This is a genomic window from Streptomyces sp. NPDC051555, assembly GCF_044454405.1.
Taxonomy (GTDB): Bacteria; Actinomycetota; Actinomycetes; order Streptomycetales; family Streptomycetaceae; genus Streptomyces.
The window spans coordinates 239,771-252,354 of the sequence record NZ_JBITDP010000012.1 but is presented as its reverse complement, the minus strand read 5'-3'; the positions used below and the strand labels follow the sequence as shown (position 1 = coordinate 252,354).

9 protein-coding genes and 1 pseudogene are annotated in these 12,584 nt (G+C 72.2%); 3 read left to right on the top strand and 7 right to left on the bottom strand.

Annotated features, from left to right (window positions below; translation table 11 throughout):
* Positions 1-10: 10 nt before the first annotated feature.
* Positions 11-153 (top strand): annotated as a pseudogene (locus ACIBEA_RS24680) (IS5/IS1182 family transposase); the annotation flags it as partial.
* 58 nt (positions 154-211) lie between these two features.
* Here ACIBEA_RS24680 and ACIBEA_RS24675 read toward each other — a convergent pair.
* The 3 genes from ACIBEA_RS24675 to ACIBEA_RS24665 form a co-directional block, all read right to left on the bottom strand.
* Complete coding sequence (locus tag ACIBEA_RS24675) at positions 212-1,801, bottom strand: hypothetical protein (RefSeq protein ID WP_399264345.1); 1,590 nt, start codon at positions 1,799-1,801, stop codon at positions 212-214.
* Positions 1,802-1,863: 62 nt separating this feature from the next.
* Positions 1,864-4,629 carry a hypothetical protein gene (locus ACIBEA_RS24670; protein ID WP_399264344.1) on the bottom strand — a complete coding sequence of 922 codons (2,766 nt, stop codon included), beginning with the start codon at positions 4,627-4,629 and terminating at the stop codon, positions 1,864-1,866.
* Positions 4,630-5,038: 409 nt separating this feature from the next.
* On the bottom strand, positions 5,039-5,281 hold the full coding sequence (locus ACIBEA_RS24665; protein WP_399264342.1) for a hypothetical protein: 243 nt from the start codon (positions 5,279-5,281) through the stop codon (positions 5,039-5,041).
* A gap of 145 nt (positions 5,282-5,426) precedes the next feature.
* On the opposite strand from ACIBEA_RS24665, the gene ACIBEA_RS24660 reads away from it, so the two are divergent.
* Complete coding sequence (locus tag ACIBEA_RS24660; protein WP_399264340.1) at positions 5,427-6,137, top strand: SDR family oxidoreductase; 711 nt, start codon at positions 5,427-5,429, stop codon at positions 6,135-6,137.
* Between the two features lie 4 nt (positions 6,138-6,141).
* On the opposite strand, the gene ACIBEA_RS24655 is transcribed toward ACIBEA_RS24660, so the two are convergent.
* Positions 6,142-6,768, bottom strand: coding sequence for a CGNR zinc finger domain-containing protein (locus tag ACIBEA_RS24655; protein WP_399264338.1), 627 nt, complete (start codon positions 6,766-6,768; stop codon positions 6,142-6,144).
* Positions 6,769-6,863: 95 nt separating this feature from the next.
* Between ACIBEA_RS24655 and ACIBEA_RS24650 the strand changes: the two genes are divergently transcribed.
* The gene (locus tag ACIBEA_RS24650; protein WP_399264336.1) at positions 6,864-7,784 is read left to right on the top strand and encodes an alpha/beta fold hydrolase; all 921 of its coding nucleotides are present in this window, start codon (positions 6,864-6,866) and stop codon (positions 7,782-7,784) included.
* 38 nt (positions 7,785-7,822) lie between these two features.
* Here ACIBEA_RS24650 and ACIBEA_RS24645 read toward each other — a convergent pair whose 3' ends face one another.
* The 3 genes from ACIBEA_RS24645 to ACIBEA_RS24635 form a co-directional block, all read right to left on the bottom strand.
* Positions 7,823-8,704 (bottom strand): cellulose-binding protein, encoded by an 882-nt coding sequence (locus tag ACIBEA_RS24645; protein ID WP_399264334.1) that lies wholly within the window; start codon positions 8,702-8,704, stop codon positions 7,823-7,825.
* Positions 8,705-8,966: 262 nt separating this feature from the next.
* Positions 8,967-11,396: an SUKH-4 family immunity protein gene (locus ACIBEA_RS24640; RefSeq protein WP_399264332.1), complete on the bottom strand. Its 2,430-nt coding sequence runs from the start codon at positions 11,394-11,396 to the stop codon at positions 8,967-8,969.
* A 7-nt stretch (positions 11,397-11,403) separates the two neighbouring features.
* Complete coding sequence (locus tag ACIBEA_RS24635) at positions 11,404-12,387, bottom strand: SMI1/KNR4 family protein (RefSeq protein WP_399264330.1); 984 nt, start codon at positions 12,385-12,387, stop codon at positions 11,404-11,406.
* Between the last annotated feature and the right edge of the window lie 197 nt (positions 12,388-12,584).

Here is a 12,584-nt window from a genome sequence, read left to right as displayed (position 1 = left end):
ACCGGGAAGTGCTCGCGGCGAGCTGGACTGGTCCCGCTGTGCGATCGACTCGGTGAACATGAGGGCCCTGAAAAGGGGGAGGGTCTTGAACCGCTCGTGCGGGGCGTCCCACCGATCAGGCCCCGGCGAGGACCCCGCCGACGGCGTCCCGGCACTGTCGCCCACCGATGCACAATCCATGACGCCCATCACCCGCACGGCCTGTCGGGTCTCAGCGCAGCGGGAACTGGGCCGCGTGACCGAACGCGATGGCGGGAACCATGTGGTGCGCGTCGAAGGAGCCGAACTCGGGGATGGTCTTCACATGGCCGGGCGCGCTCTTGTCGCCGACCAGGCTGGGGTTGGAGAAGTGCACCCAGGTCACCCGGCCGTCCTCGCTGTTTCCTTCCTCCACGTAGATCCCCCTGACCGGGACGGGGGGCAGCCGGGTGACCCGGGAGGCGGGGACGAGCCCGTTCTGGGCGGCGGAGTAGGTGTCCTGGGAGTGGTAGGAACGCAGAGCGCGCCTGCTCGCGTTGGTGCCGGCCAGCCAACCGTTGAACGCCGAGGTCATGTGGTTCCAGCCCTGGACGTCCACCCCGTCCATGTCCCAGATCTCCCTCCAGTTGTTGAGCAGTTCGGCGGGGGGCGACTGGTAGAGGTCGGCCGGGTAGAGCTTGTCGTCGAGCCGGTCGGTGGTGCACAGCTTCACCACGGGGTTGATCCCGGCGCTGAAGCCCGAGACGGAGGCGGCGAAGGCGCGCGGCAGCGGCTCGTTGGTGCGCCGGCCGTTCCAGGGGAAGAGCTGGGTGCGGCCGCCCAGCAGGCGGAGCTTGACCAGGGGAGCGGTTCTGCTCGAGGCGAGTTGCGTGGCGTAGAGGAAGCGGACGACCTCCTTGATGAGGCGGGCCAGGCCGGGCTGCGTGTCGAAGGGGCCCCAGTTCGCGCTGGGCGGGGTCGGCATGATCACGATCGGATTGCGGTTCGCCGCCAGCAGCTGGTAGACGATCTTGTAGCCAGTGATGAGGTAGTTGACGAGATGGCCCACATAGGGCTGGTGGGCGTCCTTCGCCTGGTTGGCCGGCTTGTCCAGGGCGTAGGGGTAGTTGCCGAGGAACGGGTAGGAGTCCACGGGGAATCCTCGCTCGGGGAACGTCGGCGGCGAGAAGAAGACCACGACTTCCGGGGAGGCGGGGAGCGGCTTGTACGGCACCCAGGTCCCGATGAGGAAACGCGGGCGACGGCTGCCGGCGGTGGGCTGGGGCCCGTACTCCAGCAGGACGAACCGTCCGCGGCTGGCCAGGTCGACCGCGATCGAGGAGTGCTTGAAGCGGTTCCACTCGGGTTCCTGCGGGGGCGCGGTGAGGTTGCCGAAGACCGGGTCGTCCAGCCGCTGCATCGTCTCCGGGTTGTGGCGGGCGTCGCGGTAGATCCAGTCGGGTTCGCCGACGTCGTCCACCAGTGCCGCCTGCGGATTGTTCACCAGCGGACTGCCGGGGGGCACGCCGATGGTGGGGGCCAGGCGGACCGTGCCGATCGTCGTGGAGACGTCCAGCAGGGTCCCGAGCTGGAAGGCCTGGCCGGCCGGGTTCGAGGAGAGCCAGGCCGAGCCCGTCGCCGCGAAGGTGAACCGGTCCTCCGTGAAGCCGTCCCTGGAGACGTGGAACTCCAGCTCGTCCTTGTCCAGCGTCACGTCCCGCACCTCCCCCGGTCTCAGGTTGAGGGAGGTGGGCAAGGGGCCCGGCGCGGTGAAGACGAGCTGGATCCGGGCGTCCGGCAGAGGGGTGCCGTTGACGTCGCTCACTCTGACCGTGATCTGCATGTCGGGAACCGACCGTCCGTCCTTGAGCCGGGGTGCGCCTCAGCGTGGGATGTGCGGGGCCGTCACAGTTGCTGGCCGGTCCTCGGGTCGTAGCGCACCGCGACGGCGGCCACCTGGTCGGTCGGCAGCACCTCGATCCACTGGTCGAAGATCTGGTAGGGGTTGTCGGGCTTGCGGAATCCCCCTTCGAGGGGGTCGAAGCCCGTTTCGAACACCTTCTCCGCGGCCAGGGTGTTGGTCACGTCGGTGTTGGCCGCCTGGAGCCTCGTCGCGAGGATCTGTAGGACGCCTCCGTACGACTTGTTCTGGAAGTCGGCGGGGTCGCCCGGCTGGACGGGGTACGGAAGGCCGAGGCCGGCCGAGCCCTCGACGCCCAGGAGCCAGGCCAGGGCGGCCACCTCCTGACCCGGCCGGACGGGCATGATGGCCTTCACCCAGGCAGCGTTGAGGAACTCGTTGCGGCGTTCGTCGCCGTCGATCTGGATCAGCCAGCCCAGGGAGCTGCCGAGCGGTGCGGGCTGGGTCTCCTCGGTGATGAGGTAGTCCACGCGCCACTGGGGGACGGGCTGCGCACCGGGCGACTTGTACTCGTCGGCCCGGGAGTACCAGCCGGCCACGGTCTGGCCTGCGAGGGGCAGCGCGCTGGTGCCCGGGGGCAGGGCCGGGGGGTTCTCGGACGGGACGGGGTAGCGTCCCACGCTGTCCCCGGTGGGAGCGGGGGGATTCACCGGCCCGGGGCGCCAGTAGTCCGGGGCGACGAAGTACAGCATCTCCTCGACGTCGAAGAGCTGCCGGATCTGTTCCGATTCCGCGAACGGAGGGTGGTTGGGATCCTGCGGATAGTGGCCGTCGCCCTCCAGCCGGCGCAGGATGTCGCGGAACACCGTCCGGCGTTCCTCGCTGCGCATGTCCTCCAGCCGCCTCGGGGTCAACGAGCTGACGAGGCGCAGTCGTTCGCGCACGGCCCTGCCGTACGCCTCGTGCTCGACGCGGGCCACCTCCTTGTCGTAGGCGGCCTTCGCATCGGCCTTCTTCTTCTCCAGTTCGGCCTTGGCCGCGTCGGTGGGGGTGTACTTCAGCATGGCGTCGAAGGGCATCGACTTCTTGCCCTGCCAGTTGGCGTAGGTGAGTCGGATCTTGAGGGAGTTCTTGCCCACGTCCGGGTTGGGCAGCAGGTCGGGTGAGTCCAGCGGGGCGAGTTCGATCTGGGCGCCGTGCCGGTCCACCGAGGCGACCGAGGCGAGCTGGTACCCGGGCGGCACCGGGGGAAGCTGGTATTCGAAGCAGAACTGGACGACGTCGTCGTGTCCCGCCGTGGTGGTGTTGATGCCGCGGCAGCGGTTGCCGCTCTCCGGGAGGTAGGTCAGCGCCGCGTCGGTGTCCGGTCCGTTGCTGTGCAGGAAGGCCACCTCGAAATGGAAGGGAAGCAGCTTGTCCTCGAGGTCCGGCAGCGGTTCCGGTTTGGGGATCGACGTGAGGTCGGGCGCCTCGACGACGTGGACCATGTCCCCGAGGCCGAGTTCCTGGCCGGGGTCCGGGAGGTAGACCTGCCAGCACAGCCGCGTGCCGATGTGCTGGAGCTGGACGCCGACCTTGCGCATCTTGCGCCGGAACTCGTAGTTGGCCAGTTCGGTCAGGTTGTTCTGCAGGACGTAGCGGCGGCTGGACGTGTCGGTCGTCTCCGTGACCGTCTTGAATGTCGTCTTGAAGTTCCGCTTGATCTCGTTGGTGACCTTGGCGGTCTGTTCGCGGCTGTGCTTGTGGGTCTCCTCCGAGCCCCGCTTCACCGTGTTCTGGGTGGCGAAGCTGGCGCTGACGTCGGCGTGGTAGATCTTGGCGTTCACCCCGCCCGTGGCGCTCACGCCGAGTTTGGTGTCCGAGGAGTTGTCCTCCTTGACGGCGTCCGCGACGTCGTCCTGGTCGGTCTGGCTCTCCTCGGTCTTGCGGGTGGTCTCCTCCGACAGCTCGGCGGTCTTCTCGGTCAGCGTCCGCCGGGTACTGGTCTCGACGACCTCGACGCTGCCGCCGGGGCTCACCCAGATGTGCCCGGAGGGCGATCCGAGGAAGGTGTCGAACTCGAAGAAGTACTCCCGGAAGAGGTTGACCAGACCCACCGGCGTCAGCGGTGCCGACGTGGCGGAGGTGGCGGAGGTGGCCGACGCGACCGACTGGTAGCGCTCGGCCAGCGCGGCCAGGGCGGGATCGCGGAGCCCCCGCGCGTCCTCTCCGCGGAAGTGCTCGGCCGTGAGGCCCGCGAACTCGGAACCCGGGTGCACCCTGGCGGCCGCGACCCCGCCCTGTGCGCTGATCCAGCCCGCCAGCGGCTGGTAGACGCCGAAGACCTCACTCGCGTAGGGCAGGGCCCCCTCGAAGTCGGCGACCGGCCGTCCCGTGTACGTCGGAACGCCGGAGGCGGGCACGACCATGGCCTGCCCGTCGGCGGCGGTACCGCTGCCGGCATTGGTGAAGTTGACGGCGGTCCAGGCCGTGCCGATGGCGGACTTGAACAGGCGCACGGAGGCGGTCGCCGTGCGGGCCGGTGCCACGAAGGTGATGGTTACGCTGCCGGGATTGCTCGCGGTCCGGCCCACGAAACTGAGCCCTGTGGTCGGATCTCGCCAGAGAAAGGAGCCGTCCAGGGCCGTCACGTCGGGGTAGGTGCTGGGGTCCTGCACGTTGATGTTTCCCGGAAGGGCTAGGGCCATCCGCTGCCCTGACGGGATCTCGGCTCCCGTGCCGTCGATCCTGTACGACCAGACCTTGTACGCCGTTCCGGATCCCGTGGTGGTGATCGGGGCCGTGTTGAGGAAACTGACAGAGAACGCCATGACGGGCTCCAAGGGGGGTGCGGGCTGGCCTCCCCCGGTATCCCACGACGTGCAGTGGCCTTCACGCCGCCCCACGGGGTTCCGCCCGCATGGAGCACGCGTTCGAGCCAAGGTCACCTGTTCGGGCTCGGCCGGACGGCCCGCGGCCACCCGGAACCCGTTGCCCAGGGCATCGACTCCCGCATCACAGCGGGCGGCAGGGCCGGGTGGGGCGTCCGGGTCGGCCGCCACGAGCGCCCGTACGCCCGAATTCCGGGTCAGGGCGCGCACGCCCATCGGCGGCGTCGAAACGGACACAGCCACGGCCTACCTGCCAGACCAGCCGTGATCACCCTCGCTGTCAAGAGGTCGTGCCGTCTTCGGCGGTACGGATCGAAATCCTCGGGCTCCAACCTGAGGAGCACGTGGATCAACGGGGGCAGGGCAGGCCCGCGTTCATGGCCGTGGCAGCCGTGGTGATGATGGCGTCGAGCCGGTCCCGGGTCTGCACCAGCGTGCTGACCTGGGCGTCGATGCGACTCCGTTCGGCCGACAACCGGTCGAGCAGCGCGGGGGTCACGTCACCTGTCTCGACGCACGGCAACAGTTCCACGATCGCCCTGCTCGGCACCCCTGCGGCGTACAGCTGCTGAATCAGTTGGACACGGTCCACCGCGCTGTCCTGGTACTGCCGCTGCGCATCAACGCCCCCTCCATGACCTGGATCACGCCCCTTGCCTCTCACGTCAACGTCAGGTTTTAGCTTAGGCCGTGAAGAGCCCGGACAGGGTTCACCCCACCACTGCCAGGAGACCGCCATGAAGATCAACGGTTCCATCGCCCTCGTCACCGGCGCCAACCGCGGCATCGGCAGGCACTTCGCCCAACAACTCCTGCAGCGGGGCGCCACCAAGGTCTACGCGACCGCGCGCACCCCCCAGCTCGTCGACCTCCCCGGCCTGGAGGTGCTGAGGCTCGACATCACCGATCCGGAGTCGGTCGCCGAAGCGGCGGGCGCGGCCTCGGACGTCACTCTCCTGATCAACAATGCCGGCGTCTCCACCCGGCAGAACCTCGTCACCGGGGACCCCGAGAAGATCCGGCTGGAGATGGAAACCAACTACTTCGGCACCCTCAACGTGGTCCGGGCGTTCGCCCCCGTCCTGGCCGCCAACGGCGGCGGGGCGGTTCTCAACGTCCTGTCGGCGATGTCCTGGCTCTCCTACGACGGGGCCAACGCCTACAGCGCGTCGAAGGCGGCGGCGTGGAGCCTCACCAACGGCATCCGCCTCGAACTCGCGGGCCAGGGGACCACGGTGACGGGCCTGCACATGGCCAGCACCGACACGGACATGATGGCCGGGTGGGACGTGGAGAAGAACGACCCCGCCGACGTCGTACGCGCCGCCCTCGACGGCATCGAGGCCGGGAGGCTGGAGATCCTCGCCGACGACGACTCCGTCCAGCTCAAAGCCGCCCTGTCCGCCGACCCGAGCGCGCTCTACCCGCAGACGGTTCCCGCCGCCTGACCGTTCAGCGGTCGCCCGGCTGCCGCCCTGGCTGCCCGATCGACCCCCGAAGGACGTCCGGCGCCGACGCCTCGTCCTTGGCGTGCCGGGCGTAGTAGCGGGCCACCCGGGCCCGGTTGCCGCAGATCCCGGCCACGCACCAGCGCCGCCGCTGGTTCGCGGGGAGGAAGAGCAGCGCGCACTCGGCCCCCTCGCAGCCGCGGACGTCCGCCACCCGGGGGTCGGTCAGCAGGTCGGCCACCGCCCCGGCCAGCTCCGCGGCGAGCCGACGCGCGGGATCGGCGGTCCGCAGGTGCACGGCCGCGGTGAGCCCCTCCCCCGGCGTCCAGTCGAGTGCGCGGAGGGCCGGGGCCGCGGCCAGGGCCCCGTTCAGGACCCGCAGCGCGCCGACCGGCGGCCGCTCGCCGTGGCGGACCGCCTCCAGCGCCTCCCGCGCGGCCTCCCGGACCGCGTGGACGGCGCTCAGCTCGGGGCCGGCCACCCGGGCGAGCGGGGTCAGCCGTCCCGGCTGCGCCTCCACCCAGGCGGCGAGCGCGGCCGGGTCGGCGATCAGGTCGCCCATGGCCGGGGAGCTGGTGTTGAGGAGGTCCAGGGCGAGCGGCTCACCGAGGAGCGGGAAGGTCGCGGTCATGCCCTCATCCTACCGCTCTAATGCATGAGATGCCCCTTGACCCATTAGGTCATCGTGGGCAAGACTAATGCCACCAAGCCACGGGGAGGCATGTGATGAGCACTCCGCTCAGCGTTTCGGTTCCGCAGGTGCAGCAGGCCCAGAAGGCACAGAAGGCCCAGCAGGTCCGCCACGGACACGTCGATGTCGAGGGCGTCCGCGTCTTCTACCGCGAGACCGGCCCCGCCGACGGCCCGGTCCTCCTGCTGCTGCACGGCTTCCCGACCGCCTCGCACCAGTTCCGCCGACTGATGGACGCGCTCGGCACCTCCCACCGCCTGATCGCCCCGGACTACCCCGGCTTCGGGCACACCGAGGCCCCCGAGGGGTTCACCTACACCTTCGAGCGGCTCGCCGACATCGTCGAGGGCTTCACCGTGGCCCTCGGCCTCGACCGCTTCGCCCTCTACGTCTTCGACTTCGGCGCCCCGGTCGGCCTGCGGCTCGCCACCCGCGCCCCCGAGCGGATCACCGGCCTCATCGTCCAGAACGGCAACGCGTACGAGGACGGACTCTCCGACATGGCCCGCGAGTTCTCGGGGCTGCGCCGCGAAGTGCCGGGCAACGAGGAGCAGGTCCGCGGCCTGTTCACGCTCGACGGCACCCGCTTCCAGTACGAGGCGGGCGTCGCCGACACCGCCCTGCTCTCCCCCGACAGCTGGACCCTGGACCAGCATTTCCTGGACCTGCCCGGCCGCGCCGACGCCCAGGCCGACCTCGCCTTCGACTACGGCGACAACATCACGCTGTACCCGGCCTGGCAGGAGTGGCTGCGCACGCACCGGCCGCCCACGCTCGTCCTGTGGGGCGCCGGCGACCCCTTCTTCCTGCCGGCGGGCGCCAAGGCGTACGCCCGCGACCTCCCGGACGCCGAGGTCCACGTCTTCGACGGCGCCGGGCACTTCGCCCTGGAGACCCACCTGCCCGAGATCGCCCCGCTGATCGACGACTTCCTGACCGCCCTGCGGACCGGCTGACCGGCTGACCCCCGCGCACGAGGTCTCCGGCGCGGGCGTCAGCCCTCCGCCGGGGCCCGGCCCGTCAGGGCCGCCAGGCTGGAGCGGACGTGGTTCATGTGGGCCCGCATCTCCTCCTGCGCCGCCTCGTGCTCCCGCAGGATCCGCTCCGTCTCGCGCACCGTGCGCTCCTCCCGCACCCGCGCCCCGGTCAGCAGCTCCGCCGCCCGCGCCTCCGCGTCCTCCTGGCCGTGCCGGGCGGCCTCCTCCTGCTCCGCGGACTCCCGCCGGGCGTCCGCCAGCCGCGCCTGCGCGTGCCGCTCCAACTCGGCGTGCCGGGCCTCCAGCTCGGCCTCCCGCGCGGCCAGCTCCCGCTCCGCCGCGTCCCGGCGCTCCACGTGGTCCTGCCCCTGGTCCGCCAGCAGCGCCTCGCAGCGCCGTCGGGTCTGCGTCAGGGTCGCGTGCGCCTGGGTCCGCAGGGCCGTCGCGTCCTGGCGGGCCTGCGCCCGGGCCTCGTCCGCCTCGCGCTGGGCGTGCGCCAGGCCCTGGCCGGCCCGTACCTCCGTCTGGTCCCGCACCGCGTCCGCGTCGTGGCGGGCCAGCTCCGCCGCGCGGTCCGCGTGCGCCTCGGCGGCGCCCTGGATCGCCGACACGTCCGCCCGCGCGTCCGCCCGTACGCTGTCGGCCTCCTCCTGCACCAGTGCCAGGATCCGCCGCGCCCGCTCGCTCAGGTCGTCGTACGTCTGGGGCGCCAGCGAGGCCACCGCCGCGGTCAGTCGCTGCGACTCCTCCTCCAACTGGCGCGCGAGCACCGTCAGCCGGGCCACCCGTTCCCACGCCTCGTCACGGCCGCCGGAGAGCCGGGCGAGGTAGCGGTCCACCTCGTCCGTCCGATAGGCGCGGCCGCGCACGGTCGCGAAGCCCTGAGGTCGCGGTGACATGGGTGCACTCATCCTGAAAGCGCCTCTCTCGCGTGGCGTGCGGCTTGTGGCCGATGCGCGTTGGTTCCTGTCAAGGATGCGTCATTTACGTACAGAAGCGGCAATGGCCGGGCCGGGACCCCGTTCGGGGGTCCCGGCCCGGCCACGCACAAGAGATGCCCACCCGATCTTCGGATCAACCGAGGATCGGCCGATCCTTCGATCGGGTCGTCGGATCGGGTCGTCGGATCGAGGCATCGGATCCGGTCATCGGATCCGGTCGTCAGAGCAAGCCGTCCCACATCTGCTCCAGCAGCACGGACCACCAGTTCTCCGGCGAGGCCAGCGCCGCGCTGTCCAGCGCCGCCAGCTTCATCTGGAAGTCGCTCGTCCAGCGCCCCGCCTGGTCGGGCGTCAGGTGCATGCGCAGCCGCCACATGTACCCCAGCATCGCCAGGCAGCGCGCGAACTGCGGCAGGCTCGAATTCACGAACTGCGGCGCCACCGTGCCACCGCCCGGACCCGCCTCGACGGGAACCGCCACGATGTGCGCCGTCCCGTACTGCACGCAGATCGCCTTGCCGAAGTCGCTGCCGACGACCAGGTACGAACCGGCGTCCGGAGCCGGCTGCACCTGCCGCTGCGCGGCCATCTCCGCCAGCGTCGGCACCGGCTGGCCCGGCACCGCCTGCGCCCAGAAGAACGGACCGAAGTCCACCGGCAGGCCCGACCACACCAGCGTCTGCGCCACGATCTCCGGCACGCCCTGACGGGACACCGCGCGCTGCTCGAAGCGGAAGACGCCCTGCGGGCCGAAGGCCTGCGTCAGCTCCGACGCGATCGCCTCCAGCGGGATCGCGGGCTCCAACGGCACCTGCGGCAGCGGCGCGCGCACCGGCGCGGGACGCACCGGACCGTCCGCCACCTGGTGCAGCTCGCCCTGGTGGGTGAGCAGGTGGCGCATGCCCTGCTGGCGGCCCGCGTGGTCCGTGCCGTACGGCGCCACGCTCGTGATCCGCACCTGCGGCCACGTCTCGCGGATCATCCGCGCGCAGTAACCGCCCGGCAGCTCACAGGACTCCAGCTCGGTGTGCAGCTCCAGGACCTGCTGCGGGGGCACGCCCATCGCGCGCAGCTCGTGCAGGATCTGCCACTCCGGGTGCGGGGTGCCGGGCGCCGAGCGGCGGATGAGCTGCTGCTCGGAGCCGTCCTGGCCGCGGTAGCGCAGGACGGCCTGGTAGCCGGGGCCGACCGTGGGCACCCCGGGCTGCTGCGGCGCGTGCGACTGCGCCTGCGGCGGCTGGGGCGCTTGCGGAACGGGCCCGGGCGGCGCCGGCGGCCGACCCGCGGCGCCCGGACCGGCCAGCATCGTCGCGGCGTGCTGGGCCGCGCCGGCGCCGCCACCGGGCGCACCGGGCGGACCCGGCGGCGCGGGCGGCTGGTTCACGGCCGGACCGGCCAACATCGTGGCGGCGTGCTGCACCGCGCCCGCACCGCCGCCCGGGGCACCCGGCGGACCGGGCGGCGTAGGCGGCTGACCGGCGCCGGGCGCACCCGGAGCACCCGGAGCACCCGGAGCACCGGGCGGACCGGGCGGCGCCGGCGGCTGGTTCACGGCCGGACCGGCCAACATCGTGGCGGCGTACTGCGCCTGGCCTCCGCCACTGCCACCCGGCGCACCGGGAGGGCCGGGCGGCGCGGGCGGCTGGCTCACGGCCGGGCCCGCCAGCATGGTCGCGGCGTATTGCGCCGACCCGCCGGGGGCGCCGGGCGGACCGGGCGGCGCGGGCGGCTGACCGGCGCCGGGCACGCCCGGAACGCCGGGCGGACCCGGCGGCGCCGACGGCGAGGGCCGGTTCACCCGGGCCTTGCTCGTCGGCGCGTCGGCGATGTCGCTCCCGGGCGCGGGGGACGCGGCACGGGGCGCACCGGGAGCCGCGGGCCCGACCGGAGCCGCGGGAGCGGCGGGAACGGGAGCGGCGGGAACGGGCGGCGCGGCCGGAGCCGCACCCGGGCCCGGCCGCGGACCCGCGCCCAGCGCCGGGGCGATCGCGGTCGCCGGGAGCTGGCTGCCACCCGAGAGGAGCTGCGTCTTCGCCTCCGCCGAGACGGCGGGCACCGGAGCACCCTCCAGGTCCGTCCCGGACAGCGGCGGCGCGAACACCGTCGCGGGCAGCGGCACGGACACGTCGTCCGACCCCGCGTTCACGTCCGTACCGGCCCACGGCGTCTCCCCGACGGGCCGCGCGGCGGGCGCGGCCGGAGCCGCGGGAGCAACGGGAGCAGCAGGAACGGCCGGCGCGGCCGGAGCCGGCGCGGCGGGCGCGTCGGCCCGCGGCGCGATCCCCGCCCGGTCCGCCGCCTCCTGCAACCACTCCGGCGGGCTCAGGATGAAGGACGTCTGCTCCGCGTCGATCCGCTGCGGCGGCACCGACGGTTCCGGCGCCGACGCCGACACCCCGTACTCCTCCTCGTACCGCCGGATCACCTCGCCCACCGGCAGTCCCGGCCACAGCGTCGCCTCACCGCTGTCCCGCGCGATCACCAGCCGCTGCCGGCCGCCGGCCGACACCGGGCCGCCCGCCCGGTCCTCGGCCCACACCACGAAGCCGAGGCCGAACTCCCGTACCCGCACCTCGCGCTGCTGGTATCCGGGCACGTCCCCGTTGATCCATTCCTCGGCGCGCTCCTGCGCCTGCGCAAACGTCACCACCGCGCCGTCACCCCTCCACCGTTGCCGGAACCGAACGCGCGAATCCGCCGTCCACCATCAGACCGGCCACCGTCTCCAGCTCCGGCGGGTTGCCCGCCAATCGTTCGAGAAAGGCGTCGAAATCGGTACCGCACGGCAGCAACAGACGCTCCACGCGCTCCTGGACCGACCAGCCGTCCCGGTCGCGCGCGTCGTCGTACGGGGAGAACCACACCGAACCGAGCGCCTCGCCCTTGACCTTCACCGCGATCAGACCGCCCTGTGCGAAGGCCACGCACAGGTAGTCCTTCGTCAGGTGGTCCCGCAGACACTTGTTGACGTACACCAGGTCATTGACCGCCGCCTCCTCGCGCACCGTGAAGAACGGCTGGTCCACCAGCAGCCCCAGGTCCACGTCCAGCCCGGCCCCGACCGGCGCGCAGCCGCCCGCCGCCTTGAGGAACGAGCGGTACGCCTCCGGCAGCCGGTAGCCGAGGTCCTCCTCGACGCCCTGCACCTGCGCCTCGGACACCGACACCACCGACTTCGGCAGCCCCAGGTGCACCGGGCGGACCTCCTGGAGCGCCCGCGTCCCGCGCTTGTCATGGTCCACCGGCGCCGTCGCCAGACCGGCGTGGTGCCGCAGCAGCGCCTTCACCTCGACCGGGACCAGCTCCAGGCGCCGCGAACCGGCCACGTGGTGCCAGGTCCAGCCGTGCGGGGTCGCCACCGGTCCCACGGTGTCCCACAGCGCGTGCCCCGCCGCGTGCATTGCGGCGTTCGCGGACACGTAGTCCGTCAGCCGCAGCTCGTCGACGCCGAAGCCCTCCGGCGGTTCGGCGATCTCCACCGCCGCCCGGGCGTACCGCGCGAAGTCGGGATGACCGTCCCCACCGATCCGCACTCCCTGGGGATGGCGCGCGGCCCGGACCGGGTCCGGGAAGTGCACGACCTGCCCCGAGTACGCGGCGTTGGGTGGCACGGCCTGCTGCCCGAGCCGACCTGTCGTCATGGCGGTAGCCCCCTGCTGGATCTGGCTGGTTCACCACAGCCTAAGCGGTGCGGCAAGACCGGCACCCTCCCCAGGCCGGGCCCCTGAGGCCCGCCCGGGGCCCCCGACCGGGAACATCCGAATTGATACGAATATTCGACCCCGCTTCCCCACCACAGGGGACATTTGACAGGCTGTCCCCGCAGCACGGGGGCGTG